Genomic DNA, 20,248 nt, shown 5'->3' on the forward strand with positions numbered 1-20,248 from the left:
GTGGCCGGTGGCGCGAGGATGAGGGTGCCTGGGCGCGGGTTTCGCGTGCGGCGGGCGCCGGGCGGGAACGGCGCGAGCCGTCAGCGGCGGGCTAGCGCGGCGAGTTCCTGCCAGGAGTTGGCATTGTAAAACGCACGCTCGTCGCGAAACTCGACTTCGACCGTCTTGTGGCGTGCGTACCACGCACGCACCTTGCGGTCGCCGGCCGCGAGCCGGGCGGCCAGGTCGTCGGCCAGCGACGTGCGCAGCAGCGCGAACGTCGGCTGCGGCGAGTGCATCTGCTGCGCGTCGACGGTAACCGCCATCGCGATGTCGGCCTGCTGCGCGTCGAGAGCCGCATGCAGCCGCGCGACGAGGTCGGCGGGCAGATAGGGCGTATCGCATGGCGAGCACGCGAGCAGCGGCGCGCGCGCCGCGCGCATGCCGGCAAGCAGGCCCGCGAGCGGCCCGGGGAAGTCGGAGGTTTCGTCGGCGACGATGCGCGCGTCGAACGGTGCACCGAGTTCGGCATAGCGATCGGCATGGCGATTCGCGCTGATGAGCGTCTCGTCGACCTGCGGCGACAGCCGGCGCAGCACGTGCAGCGCGAGCGGCGTACCGTCGAGCAGTTGCAGGCCCTTGTCGACGCCGTCCATGCGGGTCGCGCGCCCGCCTGCGAGCAGCAGGCCGGCGATCGACGGAGAGGCGGACGCGGGAGCGGACATCGGGCGCGGGCGGAAAGAGCGGCGTGCGTCAGCCGCCGATATACGACATTTCGACGCGCTTGCCGGCGCCTTCGGGCGCGGCGTCTGACGAGGCGCTGCCGCGCAGCTGCGAATAGCGGTCGGTGCGCGCCTGCCAGATGCGGGCGATCGCGGTCGCGATCTCGGCATCGCTTGCGCCGCCGCGCACGAGCGCACGCAGGTCGTGGCCGGTCGACGCGAACAGGCACAGGTACAACTTGCCTTCGGTCGACAGTCGCGCGCGCGTGCAGTCGCCGCAGAAGGCCTGCGTGACGCTCGAGATCACGCCGATCTCGCCGCTGCCGTCCGCATAGCCCCAGCGCTGCGCGGTTTCGGCCGCCGTGTGCGGCTCGAGCGGCACGAGCGGGAAGTGTTCGGCGATACGCGCGACGACGTCCGCCGACGGCAGCACTTCGGTCATGTTCCAGCCGTTCGACGTGCCGACGTCCATGTATTCGATAAAACGCAGGATTACGCCGGTGCCGCGGAACCGCTCGGCCATCGGCAGGATCTCGCCGTCGTTGGTGCCGCGCTTCACGACCATGTTGACCTTGACCGGCGCGAGGCCCGCGGCCTGCGCGGCGAAGATGCCGTCGAGCACGTCGGCGCTGGCGAACTCGGCATCGTTCATGCGCTTGAACAGCGTATCGTCGAGCGCATCGAGGCTGACCGTGACGCGCGTGAGCCCGGCGTCCTTCAGCGCGCGCGCCTTGCGGGCGAGCAGCGAGCCGTTGGTCGTCAGCGTCAGGTCGAGCGGGCGGCCGGCGTGCGTCGTCAGACGCGCGAGCCGCTCGATCAGGAATTCGAGGTTCTTGCGCAGCAGCGGCTCGCCGCCAGTGATGCGGATCTTCTCGACACCGTGTGCGACGAAGAGCCGCGCCACGCGCTCGATTTCCTCGTGCGTGAGCAGCGCGCTGTGCGGCAGGAACGGGTAGTCCTTGTCGAAGACCGCGCGCGGCATGCAGTACACGCAGCGGAAATTGCAGCGATCCGTCACCGAAATGCGCAGGTCGCGCAGCCGCCTGGCGAACGTGTCGGCCAGCGTTCCGTCGGGGGCATGCGCGACGCCGGAGACGTCCGGCATCCCGCTGACGTTGGCGAGAGGAATGATGCGTCGGGACATGTTGGAAGAAGTGCGGACCAGACTGCTATTTTAGCCGCAACCGGCCGGCGGGTCCGGTGGGCGGAAACCCGCAGCGCGGACATGAAAAAGCCCGCCGGAGGCGGGCTTTTCCTGGTCGTGCGATGCGCCGTTCAGTGGTGCGTCGTTTCGACCTGCTGCATCGGGGCCGTATCGACCGGCGGCAGCACCTTGCGCTCGCGCGGCACGCGGGCCGGGCGCGGGAGTCGCGACGCGGCTTCCTGCGCGGCCGCGAACTTGTCGGCGTCCGTGTTCACCCAGACGAGACCGGCCTGCTCCAGCACGGCATCCAGGCTCGCCGAAGCGGGCGCGGCTGCCGGTTGCGCGGGAGCGGCAGCCGGTGTCGGGGCGGGAGCCGGTGCCGGTGTCGGGGCGGGAGCCGGTGCCGGTGTCGGTGTCGGGCCGGGAGCCGGTGCCGGTGCAGCGACGGCCTCGGCCGGTGCTGCCTCGACCGGCGCCTCGACCGCCACCGGAGCGGCTTCGGTCGCGACGGCCGGTGCGGCTGCCTCGACGGGCGCGGCTTGCGGCGCTTCGACAGCGGCCGGTGCGGCTGCCGGCACTTCGAACGCATCGGTCGGCGACACCGCGACCGGCGCCGGGCCGGCTTCCGGGACCGCCGGTGCGACCGGTGCCGGTTCGGCTGCCTCGACGGCGACGACAGGCTCGGCCGGCGCGGCCGGTGCCGCTTCGGCTGCCGGTGCCGGCTGCGCTTCGACGGCGGCCGGAGCGGCATGCTGCTCGGCGACGGCTTCCGCGGCGACCGCACTTGCAACGGCCGCGGCGACTGCCGGTGCGGCCGTGTGGGCCGGCTCGGCTGCGACCGGTGCGTTCGGCGTCACGGCTTGCGCTGCGACTTCGCCTTCGGCGCCTTGCTCGGCCTGGTCGACTGCGCCATCTTCCTCGCGCTCGCGACGACCGCCGCGGCGGCCGCGACGGCGACGGCGGCGTTCTTCGCCGTCACGTGCGCCAGCTTCCGCATCGGCTGCCGGTTCCGCCCCGGGCAGGGCTTCTGCGACGGCCTTGTCGGTTTCCGGTTCCGGGTGGTTTTCGCCGCGGGTGACGGTTTCGAGCGTGGCCGCATGCTGGGTCGGCTTACGGCGTTCGCCGCGCTCGCGACGCTCGCCGCGTTCCTGTCGCTCGCCACGGCCGGCTGCTTCGACGCCTTCCGGCTGTTCGACACGCTCGCGCGGTTCGCGGTTTTCACGCGGTTCGCGCGGCTCACGGCCTTCGCGCGGCTCGCGACCTTCGCGCGGGCCACGGCCCTCGCGACCCTCGCGGTTTTCCCGGCCTTCGCGCAGTTCACGACCCTCGCGCGGCTCACGGCCTTCACGCGGTTCGCGCACTTCCTTGCCTTCGCGTTCCTGGCGTTGCGGCTGGCCACGGCCCGCCGCTGCCTGATCGCGGCCGCCCTGCGCCTGCTGGGCGCCGCCGCGACGGTTGCGATTGCGATCGCCGCCGCGCTGCTCGGTCTTTTCGGTGCGCTCGCGAGCCGGACGGGCTGCCTGCTCCTTCGCCGGTGCCGGCGCGACCGGTGCGGGTGCCGGTGCCGGCGACACGCCGAACAGACCTTTCAGCCAGCCGATGAAGCCACCGCTTGCCGCGGCGACGGGCGCCGCCGGGGCCGCAACGGGCTCGACCGGACGCTGCGGGGCCGGGCTCGGCGCCGGACGCTCGGGCGTGATGCCCTTCACCGCGGCTTCCTGCTTCGGCTTCACTTCGGCCGCACGCTTGCTGTAGCCGGTTTCCGACTCGAGCTCGCGGGCCGCTTCCTCGGCCATCTTCCAGGACGCGCGCGGATCGTCGAGGCGCGCGTCGTCGTGACGCAGGCGCTCGAGCTTGTAGTGCGGCGTATCGAGGTGCTTGTTCGGGATCAGCACGATGCCGACCTTGAAGCGCGACTCGATCTTGTTGATTTCCTGACGCTTTTCGTTCAGCAGGAAGGCGGTCACCTCGACCGGCACCTGGCAGTGGATCGCCGCGGTGTTTTCCTTCATCGCTTCTTCCTGAATGATCCGCAGGACCTGCAGCGCGGACGATTCGGTGTCGCGGATGTGGCCGGTGCCGTTGCAGCGCGGGCACGTGACGTGACTGCCTTCCGACAGCGCCGGACGCAGACGCTGGCGCGACAGTTCCATCAGGCCGAAGCGGGAGATCTTGCCCATCTGGACGCGCGCGCGGTCGTGCTTGAGCGCGTCCTTCAGGCGTTGCTCGACTTCACGCTGGCTCTTCGCCGATTCCATGTCGATGAAATCGATCACGATCAGGCCGCCGAGGTCGCGCAGGCGCAGCTGGCGGGCGACTTCGTCGGCCGCTTCGAGGTTCGTGCGGGTGGCCGTTTCCTCGATGTCCGCGCCCTTGGTCGCGCGCGCCGAGTTCACGTCGATCGCGACGAGCGCTTCGGTGTGGTCGATCACGATCGCGCCGCCGGACGGCAGCGGGACCGTGCGCGAGTACGCGGTTTCGATCTGGTGCTCGATCTGGAAGCGGGAGAACAGCGGCACGTCGTCGTGGTAGCGCTTCACTTTCGCGACGTTGTCCGGCATCACGATGTCCATGAATGCCCGGGCCTGATCGTGGATTTCATTCGTATCGATCAGGATTTCGCCGATATCCGGCTGGAAATAGTCGCGGATCGCGCGGATCACGAGGCTCGATTCCAGATAGATCAGCATCGGCTGGCCGGCGTTGCCGCTTTGCGACGCGGCCTCGATCGCGCGCCACAGTTGCAGCAGGTAGTTCAGGTCCCACTGCAGTTCCTCGGCACTGCGGCCGATGCCCGCGGTACGGGCGATCATGCTCATGCCGTCCGGAATCTGCAGTTGCGCCATCGTTTCGCGCAGTTCCTGGCGCTCGTCGCCTTCGATCCGGCGCGACACGCCACCGCCGCGCGGGTTGTTCGGCATCAGGACGAGGTAACGGCCGGCGAGCGAGATGAAGGTGGTGAGGGCGGCGCCCTTGTTGCCACGCTCTTCCTTCTCGACCTGGACGATCAGTTCCTGGCCTTCGCGCAGGGCATCCTGAATGCGCGCGGAGCGCATGTCGATGCCGTCCTTGAAGTACTGGCGGGCGACTTCCTTGAACGGCAGGAAGCCGTGGCGGTCTTCGCCGTAGTTGACGAAGCACGCTTCGAGCGACGGCTCGATACGGGTGATGACACCTTTGTAGATATTGCCTTTGCGCTGTTCGCGCCCGGCGGTTTCGATGTCGATGTCGATGAGCTTTTGCCCATCGACGATGGCGACGCGCAGCTCCTCCTGCTGCGTCGCATTGAACAGCATGCGTTTCATGAACGGCTCCAGGCGGCTCCGCTGCCGGCGCCTCGCGGTTGTCAGGCGCGAGGGCGGGAACGACGGCAGGCCGCACCTTGTTGTGTTGTCACGAGCACGCTGGAGCGGGAACGCTGGCAGGGAGAATTGCCTGAAGAGGCGCTTGGGCCCGAAAGACGGGGCCGGCGGCCATAGGGCACCTGCGAATACGGCTTCAAAGCACGGCGTTCACACACCGCACGCTGCAAAAGCGCGCTAAGCCTGTCCGGGCATTGCCACGGGCGCGCACAATGCGTCGCGCGCGCCGACGGGCGGCAGATGCTGCGGCTTTGGCCGCAGCGGGGAGTATCGAATCCAGCCCGACTTTCCCGCTTGGGGTGTACTTCCCTGGTTTGACGTCGCCAAGCCCCGCACGCTTCGCGGGGCCAAATCGGGCGCAACGCCGTAATTTTCGCAACCGGCAGCCTGCGGACGTACTTCGCGCCGCCGGGCTGCCGATCAAATTCTTTTCAACCAACTTTCCGTTACCGCGGCGCCTTGCCGACCGAATCCGCCTGTGGGCGCGATCCTTGCCGACGGGCGGCGCCGTGCGTGCAACTTGCTGCTTCTCTTTGATTAGGGGCGAGCAGCGGACCCCCGGCGCAAGTAAAATAGCAGTTTGCGCTTGCGCCTTGCCCAATTCAGCCGGGGCCGGCCGATCAGGCCACCCACAACGTCAGGCTGGGCAAAATTATATTCAGTATGAATGAGTTAGGCAAAATATCCCAGAATTCGGTCGCAAGCGGCCAGGTATCGACGATCGAGATCGACGAAAACTCGGCCGGTCAGCGGATCGACAATTTCCTGTTGCGCGTCTGTAAAGGCGTGCCGAAAAGCCATATTTACCGGATCCTGCGCAGCGGCGAAGTGCGCGTCAACAAGGGCCGGATCGATGCGCAGTACCGCCTGGCGCTCGGCGACCTCGTCCGCGTGCCGCCGGTGCGTGTGGCCGCGGCCGACCTCGCGCGCGCCGACACGCCCGTCGTGCCGCCCGCGAATTTCGACGTGCTGTACGAGGACGACGCGATGCTCGTCATCGACAAACCGGCCGGCGTCGCGGTCCACGGCGGCAGCGGCGTCGCGTTCGGCGTGATCGAGCAGATGCGTCAGGCGCGCCCGCGTGCGAAATTCCTCGAACTGGTGCACCGGCTCGACCGCGAGACGTCCGGGATCCTGATGCTCGCGAAGAAGCGCACGGCGCTCGTGGGCCTGCACGAGCAGATCCGCGAGAACCGGATGGACAAGCGCTACTTCGCGTGCGCGCACGGCGAATGGCAGCCCGACTGGGGCCGGCGCCGCGCAGTGAAGGCGCCGCTGTTCAAGTATTCGACCCCGGAAGGGGAGCGCCGCGTGCGCGTGCAGGACGACGGGCTGCCGTCGCATACGGTGTTCAACCTCGTCGACCGCTGGTCCGACTATGTGCTCGTCGAAGCGGAACTCAAAACGGGTCGGACCCATCAGATCCGGGTGCACCTCGCGCATCTCGGCCTGCCGATCGCCGGCGACGCCAAGTATGGCGATTTCGCACTGAACAAGGCGCTGGCGCGCGCGAATGCGCAGCCGTCGTTGAAACGGATGTTCCTGCATGCGCACCGGCTGCGGCTTGCTCATCCGCTGACCGGCGAGGCGCTGCAGTTCGACGCGCCGCTGCCGGCCGAATGCCGGCGCTTTCTCGACCAACTCAGCGCATTGCGCGATACCGCCTGAACCGCATGGCCCGACAGCAATTTGACCTGATCGTCTTCGACTGGGACGGTACGCTGATGGATTCGACTGCGCACATCGCGCACAGCATCCAGGCCGCGTGCCGCGATCTCGGCCTGCCCACGCCGTCCGACGAGGCTTCCCGCTACGTGATCGGCCTTGGCCTGCGCGATGCGCTGCGGATCGCGGCTCCGACCCTCGATCCGTCCGACTACGCGCGGCTGGCCGAGCGCTACCGCTACCACTATCTGCTCGACGACCAGCGCATCGAACTGTTCGCCGGCGTGCGCGAGTTGCTCGCCGAGCTGCGTGACACGGGCTATCTGCTCGCCGTCGCGACCGGCAAGGGGCGGGTAGGGCTGAACCGCGTGCTCGACCAGTCGAAGCTGACGAGCTGGTTCGACGCGACGCGCTGCGCCGACGAGACGTTCTCGAAACCGCATCCGGCGATGCTGCACGAGTTGTCGCGGGAATTGGGGCAGGACCTGTCGCGCACCGTGATGATCGGCGACACCACGCACGACCTGCAAATGGCCGCCAGCGCCGGCGCGGCAGGCGTCGGGGTGTCGTACGGCGCGCACACGGCCGACGCGCTGGCGGCGCTCGCGCCGCGCTTCGTCGCGCCGGACGTCGGCGCGCTGGCCGCATGGCTGCGGGAGCACGCATGAGCGCGGCGCCGGACGCCGTGCGCGTGTGCGCATCGGACGCGCTGATCGACGGCGGCGCCGGCGTGCGCGTCGACGCGACGCTGCGCGGCGAGCCGGCCGTCGTGTTCTTCGTGCGCTACGACGGCCGCGCCTACGGCTACCTGAACCGCTGCGCGCATGTGCCGATGGAGCTCGACTGGGCCGAAGGGCAGTTCTTCGAGTCGTCGGGCCTCTATCTGATGTGCGCGACGCACGGCGCGATCTATGCGCCGGATACCGGCAAGTGCGTCGGCGGCCCGTGCCGCGGCGGCCGCCTGCGGCCGGTCGAGGTCGACGAGCGCGACACGCCCGACGGGCGTGCGGTATTCTGGGTGCCCGATGCCGATCTGCATCCTGCCACTCCCGCCACGACCGACTGACGACACCATTGCATGGCCGACCAACCGAATTCCCCGGATTCTTCCTCCCGTCCCGACGACCGTGAACCAGGCTGGGAGCGCGCGGCGCTCGAGCGGATCGCGCTCGCGGCCGTCAAGGAGCAGCGCGCGGCACGGCGCTGGAAGATCTTCTTCCGCTTCGCGTTTCTCGGCGTGTTCGTGCTGCTCGCGTTCGCGCTGATCGATTTCTCGAGCGATTCGAAGTTTTCGTCGAGCGGGCGGCATACGGCGCTTGTGACGATCGACGGCGAAATCGCGGCCGGCGTCAACGCGAACGCCGACGACATCAACACGGCGCTCGACGCCGCGTTCGACGACGACGGCACGGTCGGCGTCGTGCTGCGGATCAACAGCCCGGGCGGCAGCCCGGTGCAGGCCGGCATGGTCTACGACGAGATCCGGCGGTTGCGCGGCAAGTATCCGAGCAAGCCGCTGTACGTCGTCGTGACCGACATGTGCGCATCGGGCGGCTATTACATCGCGTCCGCGGCCGACAAGATCTTCGTCGACAAGGCGAGCATCGTCGGGTCGATCGGCGTGCTGATGGACGGGTTCGGCTTCACCGGGCTGATGGGCAAGCTCGGGGTCGAACGGCGCCTGCATACGTCGGGAGAAAACAAGGGCTTCTACGATCCGTTCTCGCCGGAAACGCCGAAGATGGATGCGCACGCGCAGGCGCTGCTCGATCAGGTGCATGCGCAGTTCATCAAGGCCGTGAAGGATGGCCGCGGCAAGCGGCTGCACGAGACGCCCGACATGTTCTCGGGCCTGTTCTGGACCGGCGAGAAGAGCGTCGAGCTCGGGCTCGCCGACGGCTACGGCACGACCGACACGGTCGCGCGCGACGTGCTGAAGGCGCCGGATCTGGTCGACTATACGGTGAAGGAAAGCCTGACGAATCGTGTCGCGCGCAAGTTCGGCGCGGCCGTCGGGGGCGCCGCGATGAAGGCGCTGACGGCCGGCGGCGCGTCGGTCAACCTGCGCTGACGGCCGCCGGCCGACGGCAGCAATCGGCGGGCCGCGATGGCCCGCCTTTCATTTTCATCGGTCGCGGCATCAGTTCGCGAGCAGCAGGAAGATCGCGGGGCGCTTGTGCAGATTCGGCGCGGGCGCCTTTTTCCAGTCCGCCACCGTGCGGCTCGCGATCGTCTCGGTCGCAAGGGTCAGATCGGCCGCCACGCAAATCTGCGTCGACGGCGCGCAGGTCGCGACCAGCGTGTCGAGCATCGCGTGATTGCGGTACGGCGTTTCGATGAAGATCTGCGTCTGGCGCGCCTTGCGCGACAGTTGCTCGAGTTCGCGCAGGCGCTTCGCGCGCGCGGCCGCATCGACCGGCAGGTAGCCGTTGAACGCGAAACTCTGGCCGTTCAGGCCCGACGCCATCAGTGCGAGCAGGATCGAACTCGGCCCGACGAGCGGCACGACCTTCACGCCGCGCTCGTGCGCGCGGCGCACCAGCAGCGCGCCGGGGTCGGCGACGGCCGGGCAGCCGGCCTCCGACACGAGGCCGGCGTCCGCGCCGGCCAGCACGGGCGCGAGCAGCCGGTCGACGGCGCCTGCCGGCGTATTCACGTTCAGCTCGCTGATCTCGATTTCCTGGATCGGGCGCGTCGTGCCGATCTTCTTCAGGAACGCGCGGGTCGTTTTCGCGTTTTCGCCGATGTAATAGCCGAGCGTGCCGGCGCGCGCCTGCACGGCCGCGGGCAGCACGGCGGCGAGCATCGATTCGTCGCCTTCGCCGAGCGTGTTGGGGACAAGATAAAGCGTGCCGGCGGTCATGCGCGGTCTCCTCGGGTGATGGCAAACAGCGGGTAGTCGGCGGCGCGCAGCATCCGCGTGAGGGCGATCAGCGGCAGGCCGACGAGCGCGGTCGGGTCGTCCGAGTCGATCGCGTCGAGCAGTGCGATGCCAAGCCCTTCGGATTTCGCGCTGCCGGCCACGTCGTACGGCGTTTCCGCGCGCAGGTAGGCGTCGAGTTCGGCTTCGGGCAGCGAACGGAAGCGCACGTGTGTGACGATGTCCTCGATCTGCGCGTCGTCCGTACGGCTGTCGTACAGGCAGAGCGCGCTGTGGAATTCGACTTCGCGGCCCTGCATCGACACGAGTTGCGCGAGCGCGCGCTCATGCGTGCCGGGCTTGCCGATCTGGCGCCCATCGAAGGTCGCGACCTGGTCCGACCCGATCACGAGCACGCCGTCCGGCGCGTCGATCGTCGCGGCCACGGCGCGCGCCTTCGCGCCGGCGAGACGCAGCGCGGTCGCGGCCGGCGTTTCGCCGGCGAGCGGGGTTTCGTCGAGGTCGGGCGACACGACGTCGAACGGTACGCCGAGGCGCTCGAGGAGCGCGCGGCGGTAGCGGGAACTGGAGGCAAGAATCAGCCGCGGCGGGCGGCAAACGGTATCCGGCATGGTCGGTTGGATCGGTGAGTCGTCAGGTGTGGCGCGGCGTTGCGCGGACGCAAGCTTAAGTGATTGACCGCAAAAGGTAAAACAGGTATGCTTTCCCGCTTTTCGTCGGCAGGCTTTCGCTGTGGTGGCCTGCCGGGTCTTCGGAAGTAAAGTACGGCATCCCTCGATGAGCCGTACGCGAGCGGTGCCAAGCCGGATCCCGCAAGTCAGCCTGTAGGCAGGAGCGCACATGAACACTTCTTCTGGCAAACCTGCAGCGGCCCTCGATCCGCATGCGGTCGACCTGTTCGAGTTCGCCCGCAGCGGGCGGCAGGCGGCCGGGGCAGTGCGCCTCTCGCAACTGCCGCGCATGTTAAACGAAGTGCCGACGGACGCGCCGGATCGCGACACGGTCTTCACGTGGCAGGCGGAAGGGTTCACGCAGAAAGAGTTGCAGGACGACGGCGCCGACGGGCAGCAGCCGTATCTGCGCCTCGCGGTGCACGGCCATGCATGGCTCACGTGCCAGCGCTGCATGACGCCGTACGATCAGGCGTTCGACGTCGACATGACGTACCGGATCGTCGTGACCGAAGAAGAAGCCGAGGAATTTCCGCTCGACGACGATGAAGCCGATGTGATCGTGGGCTCACGCCAGTTCGATCTCGTCGACTTGATCGAAGAGGAATTGCTGCTTTCGTTGCCGCTCGTGCCCAAGCACGAGGTTTGCCCGGCAGTTCACGAAAGCCTCGTGTCGGGCGCGAGCGGTCCCGCGGAAGAGTCGGACGAGGAGTCCGACGAAGCCGGGGACGAAGGCAAACGGCCGAATCCGTTCGCAGCGCTGCAAGCGTTGAAGAAGGACGGTGACGGCACCAAGAAACACTGAGCAGTTGTGGCGCGGGAAGGCGTAGGGCTTTGGGCCAGGGTAGTTAAGCGCCGGATCGGGCTGTGTTAGAATCCGGAAAATTATTTAGGAGTTAGTCATGGCAGTCCAGCAAAACAAGAAGTCGCCGTCGAAGCGCGGCATGCATCGTTCGCACGATTTCCTGACGGCAGCGCCGCTGGCAGTCGAGCCGAGCACGGGTGAAGTGCACCTGCGTCACCACGTCAGCCCGAACGGCTACTATCGCGGCAAGAAAGTCGTCAAGACGAAGAACGACTAAGCGTCAAGTCACGCGTTGCGCGCTACGCTCGCCGTTCGCGTGACAACTGGTTCGCTTGACACTTTCCTGGCTCAACAAAAAGGCGGCATTCAACTGCCGCTTTTTTGTGCCTGAAATTCGTCGCATTCCATGACCGTAAAGCTCACAATCGATTGCATGGGAGGCGACCACGGCCCGTCCGTGACCGTTCCCGCGGCAGTCAAGTTCGTCCGCGCGCATCCCGATGCGCACCTGATGCTCGTCGGCATCGAAAGCGCGATTCGCGCTCAGTTGAAGAAGCTGAAAGCCCGCGACGATCCCGCGTTGACCATCGTGCCCGCCACCGAAGTCGTGGCGATGGACGACCCTGTCGAAGTGGCGCTGCGCAAGAAGAAGGATTCTTCGATGCGCGTCGCGCTCAACCACGTCAAGGAAGGCGCGGCGCAGGCCTGCATTTCCGCCGGCAATACCGGCGCGTTGATGGCCGTTTCCCGTTACGTACTCAAGACGCTGCCCGGCATCGAGCGGCCCGCGATCGCGTTCGCGCTGCCGAACCCGACCGGCTACACGATGATGCTGGACCTCGGCGCGAACGTCGACTGCGAACCGCAGCATCTGCTGCAGTTCGCGGAGATGGGGCACGCGCTGGTGGCCGCGCTCGAAGGCAAGGAGCGCCCGACGATCGGCCTGCTGAACATCGGCGAAGAGGTCATCAAGGGCAACGAGACGATCAAGCGCGCAGGCGAGCTGCTGCGGGCCAGCACGCTCAATTTCCGCGGCAACGTGGAAGGCAACGACATCTACAAGGGCACCGTCGACGTGATCGTCTGCGACGGCTTCGTCGGCAACGTCGCGCTGAAGACGTCGGAAGGGCTCGCGCAGATGCTGTCGGACATCATCCGCGAGGAGTTCGGCCGTTCGCTGATGTCGAAGCTGATGGCGCTGCTCGCGCTGCCCGTGCTGATGCGTTTCAAGAAGCGCGTCGACCACCGCCAGTACAACGGCGCGGCGTTGCTGGGGCTGAAGAGCCTCGTGATCAAGAGCCACGGCTCGGCCGACGCCTACGCGTTTGAGTGGGCGATCAAACGCGGGTATGATGCCGTCAAAAACGGGGTGCTGGAGCGCCTCGCGCGCGCGATGGCGGATAATTCGGCGTCGCTCGGCGACGGCGAGCACGACGCGGGCGGCGCGGGCCATGCAAGCCCTGCCGCAGGCCATCACGCCGAACCTTCCGCTGCGCAATCCTCTAAAGCATAAATGGCCCAATCGACTCTCTATTCCCGCGTGCTCGGCACGGGCAGCTACCTGCCGCCCGACCGCGTCACGAACCAGCAGTTGACCGATCGTCTTGCGAAGGAAGGCATCGAGACGAGCGATGAATGGATCGTGGCGCGTACGGGCATCCATGCGCGCCATTTCGCCGCACCCGACGTCACGACGAGCGATCTCGCGCTCGAGGCATCGCGTCGTGCGATCGAAGCGGCCGGTGTCGATCCGCAGTCGATCGACCTGATCATCGTCGCGACTTCGACCCCCGATTTCGTGTTCCCGAGCACCGCGTGCCTGCTGCAGAACAAGCTCGGCATCAAGAACGGCGGCGCGGCATTCGACGTGCAGGCCGTGTGTTCGGGCTTCGCATACGCGATGGCGACGGCCGACAGCTTCATCCGCAGCGGCCAGCACCGTACGGCGCTCGTGGTCGGCGCGGAGACGTTCTCGCGCATTCTCGACTTCAAGGACCGCACGACCTGCGTGCTGTTCGGCGACGGCGCGGGCGCGGTGATCCTGTCCGCATCGGAAGAGCCGGGCGTGCTCGGCAGCGCGCTGCACGCGGACGGCAGCTATTCGAACATCCTGTGCACGCCGGGCAACGTCAATCGCGGCGTGATCGACGGCAGCGCGTTCCTGCACATGGACGGGCAGGCCGTGTTCAAGCTCGCGGTCAACGTGCTCGAAAAAGTCGCGATCGAAGCGCTCGCGAAGGCGAATCTCGCGCCCGAGCAAATCGACTGGCTGATTCCGCACCAGGCCAACATCCGCATCATGACCAGCACCTGCCGCAAGCTCGGCCTGCCGCAGGAGCGCATGGTCGTGACGGTCGACCAGCACGGCAACACGTCGGCCGCGTCGATCCCGCTGGCGCTCGACGTCGCGGTGCGCGACGGCCGCATCCAGCGCGGTCAGCACGTGCTGATCGAAGGCGTCGGCGGCGGCTTCACCTGGGGCGCGTCGGTCTTCCGCTTCTGATCCGCGGTGCGCGACAAGCCGCGCGCGGATCTCAAACCGGCGCGCCGCTCGCGCGCGCCGTTCGAATCGATTCAATTGGGGACGATATGAAATTCGCATTCGTTTTTCCGGGGCAGGGCTCGCAGGCGATCGGCATGCTCAACGCATTCGCCGATCTGGCCGTCGTGCGCGAGACGCTCCAGGAAGCGTCCGACGCGCTCGATCAGGATCTCGGCAAGCTGATCGCCGAAGGTCCGGCCGAAGAGCTGAACCTGACCACCAACACGCAGCCCGTGATGCTGACCGCAGCGTACGCGTGCTACCGCGCGTGGCAGCAGGCAGGCGGCCCGGCGCCGTCGATCGTTGCTGGCCACAGCCTCGGTGAATACACGGCGCTCGTCGCGGCCGGCGCGATCGCGTTCAAGGACGCGGTGCCGCTCGTGCGCTTTCGCGCGCAGGCGATGCAGACGGCCGTGCCGGTAGGCCAGGGCGGCATGGCCGCGATCCTGGGCCTCGACGACGACGCGGTGCGTGCGGTATGCGCCGAAGCCGCGGAAGCGGGCGTCGTCGAAGCGGTGAACTTCAATGCGCCCGCGCAGGTCGTGATCGCAGGCAGCAAGGCCGCGGTCGAAAAGGCATGCGAAATCGCGAAGGCGAAGGGCGCGAAGCGCGCGCTGCCGCTGCCGGTGTCGGCGCCGTTCCATTCGTCGCTGCTCAAGCCGGCGTCGGATCAGTTGCGCGACTATCTCGCGAACGTCGACGTGAAGGCGCCGCAGATTCCGGTCGTCAACAACATCGACGTCGCGGTGACGAGCGATCCGGCTGCGATCAAGGATGCGCTGGTGCGCCAGGCCGCGGGCCCGGTGCGCTGGGTCGAGTGCGTGCGGCACATCGCGGGCACGGGCATCACGCACGTGATCGAATGCGGTCCGGGCAAGGTGCTCGCCGGCCTGACGAAGCGCATCGACGGCAATCTGACGGGGGCGTCGGTGTTCGATCCGGCTTCGCTCGACGAAGCGCTCAAGCTGGTGACCGCCTGACGCGGCGCCTTTTCCCAAGCAACGGATATTCGATCCATGGACAAGACTCTCGATAAACAGGTTGCGATCGTGACCGGCGCGTCGCGCGGCATCGGCCGTTCGATCGCGCTCGAACTCGCGCGTCTGGGCGCGACGGTGATCGGCACGGCGACGAGCGAATCGGGCGCCGCCGCGATCACCGCGGCGTTCGCGGAAGCAGGTGTCGCGGGCCGCGGCGCGGTGCTGAACGTCAACGACGCGGCGGCTGCCGAAGCGCTGATCGACGCGACCGTGAAGGAATTCGGTGCGCTGAACGTGCTCGTCAACAACGCGGGCATCACGCAGGACCAGCTCGCGATGCGGATGAAGGACGAGGACTGGGATGCGGTGATCGACACCAACCTGAAGTCGGTGTTCCGTCTGTCGCGTGCGGTGCTGCGCCCGATGATGAAGGCGCGCGGCGGTCGTATCATCAACATCACGTCGGTGGTCGGCTCGGCCGGCAATCCGGGTCAGGTCAACTATGCGGCCGCGAAGGCCGGCGTCGCGGGCATGACGCGCGCACTCGCGCGCGAAATCGGCAGCCGCGGCATCACCGTGAACTGCGTGGCGCCGGGCTTCATCGACACCGACATGACGAAGACGCTGCCGGAAGAGCAGCAGGCCGCGCTCAAGACCCAGATTCCGCTCGGCCGCCTCGGCAGCCCGGAGGACATCGCCCATGCCGTCGCGTTCCTCGCATCGCCGCAGGCCGGTTACATCACCGGCACGACGCTGCACGTGAACGGCGGCATGTACATGTCGTAACGGTTTTCGTTTACCATCCGCGCCGTATCCCGTTTTTCAGGCGGATCGGCGCTTGATCGACCATCAAGCCAACGCGCGTTTTGGCGTCAGCAAACCTGATAAAATGCGCGCACTTGTAAATCTGAACTTTCCCTCGGAGGGGTAATGGACAACATCGAACAACGTGTCAAGAAGATCGTCGCTGAACAACTGGGCGTCGCCGAAGCCGAGATCAAGAACGAAGCTTCGTTCGTGAACGACCTGGGCGCCGACTCGCTCGACACGGTCGAACTGGTGATGGCGCTCGAAGACGAGTTCGGCATGGAAATCCCGGACGAAGAAGCAGAGAAGATCACGACCGTTCAGCAAGCGATCGACTACGCTCGCGCAAACGTCAAGGCGTAAGCGCCTTTCGCGCTTGTCCGCCACGTCGCCGCGATCTTCGCGATTGACGCGCCATCCTGCCGGCTTCGCGCCGGACGGACTAACAGCCACAGGGCTCGCAGGGCTGATTCCTGTGGCCACTGTGGCTTTTGTTTTTGTCATCCAATAATGGAAAAGAGGTTACCGTGAGCCGCCGTCGTGTTGTCGTTACAGGCCTGGGGCTGATTTCGCCTGTTGGCAATAATGTTGCCGACGGCTGGGCCAATCTCGTCGCCGGCAAGTCCGGTATCGCCACCGTCACGAAGTTCGATGCGTCGAACCTCGCGTGCCATTTCGCGGGCGAAGTGAAGGGTTTCAGCGCCGAGGAATACATCCCGGCGAAGGAAGCCCGGAACATGGATACGTTCATCCATTACGGCATCGCCGCCGGCGTCCAGGCCATCCGCGACAGCGGGCTGGAAGTGACCGAAGCCAATGCGGAACGCATCGGCGTGCTGGTCGGTTCCGGCATCGGGGGCCTGCCGATGATCGAAGACACGCACCAGACCTACGTCGATCGCGGCGCGCGCCGCATTTCGCCGTTCTTCGTGCCGGGTTCGATCATCAACATGATCTCCGGTCACCTGAGCATCATGTTCGGCCTGAAGGGCCCGAACCTCGCGGCCGTGACGGCCTGCACGACCGGCCTGCACAGCATCGGCCTCGCCGCGCGCCTGATCCAGGCCGGCGACGCCGACGTGATGGTCGCGGGCGGCGCCGAATCGACGGTGTCGCCGCTCGGCATCGGCGGTTTCGCGGCAGCGCGCGCGCTGTCGACCCGCAACGACGATCCGGCTACCGCGTCGCGTCCGTGGGACAAGGACCGCGACGGCTTCGTGCTGGGCGAGGGCTCGGGCGTGATGGTGCTCGAAGAGTACGAGGCGGCGAAGGCGCGCGGCGCGAAGATCTACGCGGAAGTCGCGGGCTTCGGCATGACGGGCGACGCGTACCACATGACCGCGCCGAACATGGACGGCCCGCGCCGCTGCATGGTCGCGGCGCTGCGCGACGCCGGCATGAACCCGGACGAGGTCCAGTACCTGAACGCGCATGGCACGTCGACGCCGCTGGGCGACAAGAACGAGTCCGACGCGGTGAAGGCGGCCTTCGGCGAGCACGCGTACAAGATGGTGGTCAACTCGACGAAGTCGATGACGGGCCACCTGCTGGGTGGCGCGGGCGGCCTCGAATCGGTGTTCACGGTGCTGGCGCTGCACAACAACGTGTCGCCGCCGACCATCAACATTTTCAACCAGGACCCCGAGTGCGATCTCGATTACTGCGCGAACACCGCGCGTGACATGAAGATCGACGTGGCCGTGAAGAACAACTTCGGCTTCGGCGGTACCAACGGCACGCTGGTGTTCAAGCGCGTCTGACGTCGAATCGCTTGACGAGTCCATTCGATGCTCCGGCCGGGCGTCCGCAGCGCTTTGCGCTGCGGGCCTCGGCCGTGTCGTATCTCGTGCTGGCCGCGTTCGTCGCGTCGGCTGCCGCGTCGGCGTACCTGTTCTGGGCGCCGCGCGCGGGCGTTGCCGCCGGCGCGGGCGTGTCGGCCGCGACGGCGGCCCTGCTGGCCGTATGGGCGGTGCGGGCCTGCGCCCGCCGGCTGCCGGCCGAGCTGCGGATCGATGCCTTCGGGGAGATTGCGGCGTTTGGCCGCACCGGGCAGTTGTTGGCCCGCGGCCGCGTGACGGGCCACGCGCACTGGAGCAGCCTGCTGCTGGTGCTGTCGGTCGGGCAGGGTGCCCGGCGGGCCCGGCCGCTGCTGATTCCGGCCGACGCGCTCGACGCCGCATCGTTCAGCGCGCTGTCGGTGCTGGCGAGGACGGCCGGGGCGGCGGGGCGGGCATGACGGCGGCGCGGTTACCGGCCGTAACCAGCGCCCGGCGCCGGAACGCTACAATAACGCTCCGCGTTGCATCCCTAGTTAACGGATTTGTCAGGTGAGTGAAAAAGAAATCGATCAGGCTCTGGTCGAGCGCGTACAGAAGGGCGACAAGGCGGCGTTCGAACTCCTGGTCTCCAAATACCACCGCAAGATCATTCGGCTGATCTCGCGCCTCGTGCGGGATCCCGCCGAGGTCGAGGATGTGGCCCAGGACGCGTTCATCAAGGCGTATCGTGCGTTGCCGCAATTCCGCGGCGAATCGGCGTTCTATACGTGGTTGTACCGAATTGCCGTCAACACGGCGAAGAACTACCTTGCGACGCAAGGCCGCCGGGCGCCGACCTCGACCGAGGCCGATGCGGAGGAAGCGGAAACTTTCTCCGACGCAGACCAACTAAGGGATATCAACACGCCTGAGTCGATGTTGATGAGCAAGCAGATTGCCGAGACGGTCAACGCTGCAATGGCTCTGCTGCCCGAAGAACTGCGCCAGGCAATCACGCTGCGCGAGATCGAGGGCCTGAGCTACGAAGAGATCGCGGAAATGATGGGCTGTCCGATTGGGACGGTCCGATCGCGGATCTTCCGCGCGCGCGAAGCAATCGCTGCCAAATTGCGTCCGCTGCTCGATACGCCCGAAGGCAAGCGCTGGTAAGCGCGACGGGCGGAACGACGCGGGTCGGGGTCTAGTAACGGATAGAGTCGTGAAGTCACGACGGGGTGTGCAAGATGGGGAGCATCATGGGGTCGGTCAATACGCAATCGCAGGCGTGCTCGCGCGGCGAGCGCATTTCCGCGCTGGTCGACGGCGAAATGTTCGACGGCCCGGATCACGGGCAGTTTCTGGCTGAACTCGACCGCGCGGATCGCGCCGTATGGGCCCAGTACCACTTGATCGGCGATGCGCTGCGCTCGGACGAGCTCGCGCTGTCGCCCGCGCTGAGCGTCGCGTTCACCGCGCGCATGTCGGCTGCGCTCGAAAGCGAGCCGCACCTGCTGGCGCCGGCGGCCGCGCCGGTCGCACGCAAGCTGCTGTCGCTGCGCCGCCGCGTCGTGCCCGCGTTCGCGGTGGCCGCCGCGGCCGCCACGCTGACGTGGATCGTCGTCCCGCAGATGCAGACGGCCGGCGCCCCGGGCGCCGTCCAGGTCGCATCGGCAGGCGCGCCGCAGAACGGCAACCTGCAGCGCGTGACGGTTGCGCAGGCATCGACCCAGCCGGGCCTGCAGGACGTCAACATCATTCGCGACGCCAGCCTCGACCAATACCTTGAAGCGCACCAGCAATTCGCGCAGCAGCCCGTCGTCACGGGTTCGATGCCGCTGATCCGCGCTGCCGTGACCACCACGCCAGGCCAATAACCCCGATGCGGACATTGCAGTTGAATCACGCCATCTCCGGATGGAAGCGGCTGCCGGCCCTTTTGCTTTGCGCAGCCGCCCTGTTGTCCGTTCAATCCCTTCCCGCCAGCGCCCAGCAACCGGACGATCCCGTCGCGACCCGCAAGGGCGCCGCTGACTGGCTCGACCGCGTCCAGCAGGCGGCGCAGCAGCAGAGCTACGAAGGTACGTTCGTCTACCAGCGCGGTGGGTACGTGCAGTCGTCGCGCATCGCGCACGTCTCGTCCCGCGACGGCGAGTTCGAGCGGATCGAGACGCTCGACGGCAAGCCGCGCAAGCTGCTGCGGCACAACGACGAGCTGTATACGTTCGTGCCCGAGCGCAAGCTGTGCGTGGTCGAACGCCGCCAGACGCGCGACTCGTTCCCCGCGCTGCTCGGCGCGAGCGGCGAGCACGTGATGTCCGTCTACGATGCGAAGTCGCTCGGCAAGGACCGTGTGGCCGGGATCGACGCGCAGGTCGTCGAGCTCGTGCCGAAAGATGCGTATCGTTTCACGTACAAGCTGTGGGCCGACGCGCGCACCGGGCTGCTGCTGCGTTCGCAGACGCTCGACGCGAACGATCACGTGCTCGAACAGATCGCGTTCTCGCAACTGCAGACGGGCGGCGCAAGCGGCGACAAGGCCGCGATTGCAGCCGGCATGCGCAATCTGAGCGGCTGGACGGTCGTGCGCCCGCCGGTCGCGGCGGTCGACATGGAGGCGCAGGGCTGGCAGCTTGCGCCGAGCGTCGCCGGCTTCCAGAAGATTCGTGAAGTGCGCCGGCCGATGGCCGCGCGCGATGCGGGCGATCCGCCGATCCCGGTCGATCAGGCCGTCTTCACCGACGGCCTCGCGACGATCTCGGTTTTCATCGAGCCGGCCGAAAAGAATACGCGCAAGGAAGGCGCGGGCAGCACCGGTGCGACGCACGTTCTCGTGAAGCGCCGCGGCGACTACTGGATCACCGTGCTCGGCGAAGTGCCGCCGGCCACGTTGCAGCAGTTCGCGTCTGCCATAGAATACAAGGCTTCCAAGTAAC

The 20,248-nt window shown here is 67.3% G+C and carries 21 protein-coding genes; 16 read left to right on the plus strand and 5 right to left on the minus strand.

Annotated features, from left to right (window positions below):
• Positions 1-80: 80 nt before the first annotated feature.
• The 3 genes from mobA to WT24_RS11905 form a co-directional block, all read right to left on the minus strand.
• Positions 81-704 (minus strand): molybdenum cofactor guanylyltransferase MobA, encoded by a 624-nt coding sequence (gene mobA, locus WT24_RS11895; RefSeq protein WP_060033627.1) that lies wholly within the window; start codon positions 702-704, stop codon positions 81-83.
• Positions 705-732: 28 nt separating this feature from the next.
• Positions 733-1,845: a GTP 3',8-cyclase MoaA gene (gene moaA, locus WT24_RS11900; RefSeq protein WP_060033630.1), complete on the minus strand. Its 1,113-nt coding sequence runs from the start codon at positions 1,843-1,845 to the stop codon at positions 733-735.
• Positions 1,846-1,976: 131 nt separating this feature from the next.
• Positions 1,977-5,150 carry an Rne/Rng family ribonuclease gene (locus WT24_RS11905; RefSeq protein ID WP_060033633.1) on the minus strand — a complete coding sequence of 1,058 codons (3,174 nt, stop codon included), beginning with the start codon at positions 5,148-5,150 and terminating at the stop codon, positions 1,977-1,979.
• 720 nt (positions 5,151-5,870) lie between these two features.
• Here WT24_RS11905 and WT24_RS11910 point away from each other — a divergent pair.
• The 4 genes from WT24_RS11910 to WT24_RS11925 are packed head-to-tail and all read left to right on the plus strand — an operon-like array spanning position 5,871 to position 8,943.
• A complete protein-coding gene (locus WT24_RS11910) occupies positions 5,871-6,875 on the plus strand; it encodes an RluA family pseudouridine synthase (protein ID WP_034206763.1) in 1,005 nt (334 codons plus the stop codon).
• A 5-nt stretch (positions 6,876-6,880) separates the two neighbouring features.
• Entirely contained in the window at positions 6,881-7,540 is a 660-nt protein-coding gene (locus WT24_RS11915; RefSeq protein ID WP_034206764.1) for an HAD-IA family hydrolase, read from the plus strand.
• Entirely contained in the window at positions 7,537-7,938 is a 402-nt protein-coding gene (locus WT24_RS11920; RefSeq protein ID WP_059501717.1) for a Rieske 2Fe-2S domain-containing protein, read from the plus strand. Before WT24_RS11915 ends, WT24_RS11920 begins: the two co-directional genes overlap by 4 nt.
• Before the next feature lie 12 nt (positions 7,939-7,950).
• Positions 7,951-8,943: a S49 family peptidase gene (locus WT24_RS11925; RefSeq protein WP_059501600.1), complete on the plus strand. Its 993-nt coding sequence runs from the start codon at positions 7,951-7,953 to the stop codon at positions 8,941-8,943.
• Positions 8,944-9,012: 69 nt separating this feature from the next.
• Here the strand turns inward: WT24_RS11925 and WT24_RS11930 are convergent, their stop codons facing one another.
• Positions 9,013-9,735, minus strand: a complete 723-nt coding sequence (locus WT24_RS11930) for an SAM-dependent methyltransferase (RefSeq protein ID WP_059501598.1) — start codon at positions 9,733-9,735, stop codon at positions 9,013-9,015.
• Positions 9,732-10,364, minus strand: coding sequence for a Maf-like protein (locus tag WT24_RS11935; RefSeq protein WP_059791478.1), 633 nt, complete (start codon positions 10,362-10,364; stop codon positions 9,732-9,734). The genes WT24_RS11930 and WT24_RS11935 overlap by 4 nt, the downstream gene beginning before the upstream one ends.
• Before the next feature lie 229 nt (positions 10,365-10,593).
• On the opposite strand from WT24_RS11935, the gene WT24_RS11940 reads away from it, so the two are divergent.
• The 12 genes from WT24_RS11940 to WT24_RS11995 all read left to right on the plus strand — a co-directional run bounded on the left by WT24_RS11940 (position 10,594) and on the right by WT24_RS11995 (position 20,247).
• On the plus strand, positions 10,594-11,229 hold the full coding sequence (locus WT24_RS11940) for a DUF177 domain-containing protein (RefSeq protein ID WP_060033636.1): 636 nt from the start codon (positions 10,594-10,596) through the stop codon (positions 11,227-11,229).
• A 97-nt stretch (positions 11,230-11,326) separates the two neighbouring features.
• Positions 11,327-11,506 (plus strand): 50S ribosomal protein L32, encoded by a 180-nt coding sequence (gene rpmF, locus WT24_RS11945; RefSeq protein WP_006051932.1) that lies wholly within the window; start codon positions 11,327-11,329, stop codon positions 11,504-11,506.
• A 129-nt stretch (positions 11,507-11,635) separates the two neighbouring features.
• Positions 11,636-12,742, plus strand: a complete 1,107-nt coding sequence (plsX, locus tag WT24_RS11950) for a phosphate acyltransferase PlsX (RefSeq protein WP_060033639.1) — start codon at positions 11,636-11,638, stop codon at positions 12,740-12,742.
• Positions 12,743-13,732 carry a beta-ketoacyl-ACP synthase III gene (locus WT24_RS11955; RefSeq protein WP_059501594.1) on the plus strand — a complete coding sequence of 330 codons (990 nt, stop codon included), beginning with the start codon at positions 12,743-12,745 and terminating at the stop codon, positions 13,730-13,732.
• Between the two features lie 86 nt (positions 13,733-13,818).
• Entirely contained in the window at positions 13,819-14,751 is a 933-nt protein-coding gene (gene fabD / locus WT24_RS11960; protein ID WP_059791474.1) for an ACP S-malonyltransferase, read from the plus strand.
• Between the two features lie 36 nt (positions 14,752-14,787).
• The gene (gene fabG, locus WT24_RS11965; RefSeq protein ID WP_034206773.1) at positions 14,788-15,537 is read left to right on the plus strand and encodes a 3-oxoacyl-ACP reductase FabG; all 750 of its coding nucleotides are present in this window, start codon (positions 14,788-14,790) and stop codon (positions 15,535-15,537) included.
• A gap of 144 nt (positions 15,538-15,681) precedes the next feature.
• Entirely contained in the window at positions 15,682-15,921 is a 240-nt protein-coding gene (gene acpP / locus WT24_RS11970; protein ID WP_004197638.1) for an acyl carrier protein, read from the plus strand.
• 164 nt (positions 15,922-16,085) lie between these two features.
• Positions 16,086-17,318 (plus strand): beta-ketoacyl-ACP synthase II, encoded by a 1,233-nt coding sequence (fabF, locus tag WT24_RS11975; RefSeq protein WP_059501592.1) that lies wholly within the window; start codon positions 16,086-16,088, stop codon positions 17,316-17,318.
• A gap of 11 nt (positions 17,319-17,329) precedes the next feature.
• A complete protein-coding gene (locus WT24_RS11980; RefSeq protein WP_059791472.1) occupies positions 17,330-17,794 on the plus strand; it encodes a protein YgfX in 465 nt (154 codons plus the stop codon).
• 91 nt (positions 17,795-17,885) lie between these two features.
• Positions 17,886-18,485 (plus strand): RNA polymerase sigma factor RpoE, encoded by a 600-nt coding sequence (rpoE, locus tag WT24_RS11985; protein ID WP_006490873.1) that lies wholly within the window; start codon positions 17,886-17,888, stop codon positions 18,483-18,485.
• Positions 18,486-18,571: 86 nt separating this feature from the next.
• Positions 18,572-19,189, plus strand: coding sequence for a sigma-E factor negative regulatory protein (locus tag WT24_RS11990; RefSeq protein ID WP_059501590.1), 618 nt, complete (start codon positions 18,572-18,574; stop codon positions 19,187-19,189).
• A 5-nt stretch (positions 19,190-19,194) separates the two neighbouring features.
• The gene (locus WT24_RS11995; protein WP_011544940.1) at positions 19,195-20,247 is read left to right on the plus strand and encodes a MucB/RseB C-terminal domain-containing protein; all 1,053 of its coding nucleotides are present in this window, start codon (positions 19,195-19,197) and stop codon (positions 20,245-20,247) included.
• Position 20,248: the final 1 nt, after the last annotated feature.

The organism is Burkholderia sp. MSMB1078WGS, from assembly GCF_001528895.1.
GTDB lineage: Bacteria > Pseudomonadota > Gammaproteobacteria > Burkholderiales > Burkholderiaceae > Burkholderia.

Coding starts and splice junctions, on each gene's coding strand:
- WT24_RS11925 (WP_059501600.1), top strand. CDS start 7,951: ATGGCCGACCAACCGAATTCCCCGGATTCTTCCTCCCGTCCCGACGAC.
- rpmF (WP_006051932.1), top strand. CDS start 11,327: ATGGCAGTCCAGCAAAACAAGAAGTCGCCGTCGAAGCGCGGCATGCAT.
- WT24_RS11935 (WP_059791478.1), bottom strand. CDS start 10,364: ATGCCGGATACCGTTTGCCGCCCGCCGCGGCTGATTCTTGCCTCCAGT.
- moaA (WP_060033630.1), bottom strand. CDS start 1,845: ATGTCCCGACGCATCATTCCTCTCGCCAACGTCAGCGGGATGCCGGAC.
- WT24_RS11990 (WP_059501590.1), top strand. CDS start 18,572: ATGGGGTCGGTCAATACGCAATCGCAGGCGTGCTCGCGCGGCGAGCGC.
- mobA (WP_060033627.1), bottom strand. CDS start 704: ATGTCCGCTCCCGCGTCCGCCTCTCCGTCGATCGCCGGCCTGCTGCTC.
- plsX (WP_060033639.1), top strand. CDS start 11,636: ATGACCGTAAAGCTCACAATCGATTGCATGGGAGGCGACCACGGCCCG.
- fabD (WP_059791474.1), top strand. CDS start 13,819: ATGAAATTCGCATTCGTTTTTCCGGGGCAGGGCTCGCAGGCGATCGGC.
- WT24_RS11940 (WP_060033636.1), top strand. CDS start 10,594: ATGAACACTTCTTCTGGCAAACCTGCAGCGGCCCTCGATCCGCATGCG.
- WT24_RS11930 (WP_059501598.1), bottom strand. CDS start 9,735: ATGACCGCCGGCACGCTTTATCTTGTCCCCAACACGCTCGGCGAAGGC.
- WT24_RS11955 (WP_059501594.1), top strand. CDS start 12,743: ATGGCCCAATCGACTCTCTATTCCCGCGTGCTCGGCACGGGCAGCTAC.
- fabG (WP_034206773.1), top strand. CDS start 14,788: ATGGACAAGACTCTCGATAAACAGGTTGCGATCGTGACCGGCGCGTCG.
- WT24_RS11920 (WP_059501717.1), top strand. CDS start 7,537: ATGAGCGCGGCGCCGGACGCCGTGCGCGTGTGCGCATCGGACGCGCTG.
- WT24_RS11910 (WP_034206763.1), top strand. CDS start 5,871: ATGAATGAGTTAGGCAAAATATCCCAGAATTCGGTCGCAAGCGGCCAG.
- WT24_RS11915 (WP_034206764.1), top strand. CDS start 6,881: ATGGCCCGACAGCAATTTGACCTGATCGTCTTCGACTGGGACGGTACG.
- WT24_RS11905 (WP_060033633.1), bottom strand. CDS start 5,150: ATGAAACGCATGCTGTTCAATGCGACGCAGCAGGAGGAGCTGCGCGTC.
- WT24_RS11995 (WP_011544940.1), top strand. CDS start 19,195: ATGCGGACATTGCAGTTGAATCACGCCATCTCCGGATGGAAGCGGCTG.
- acpP (WP_004197638.1), top strand. CDS start 15,682: ATGGACAACATCGAACAACGTGTCAAGAAGATCGTCGCTGAACAACTG.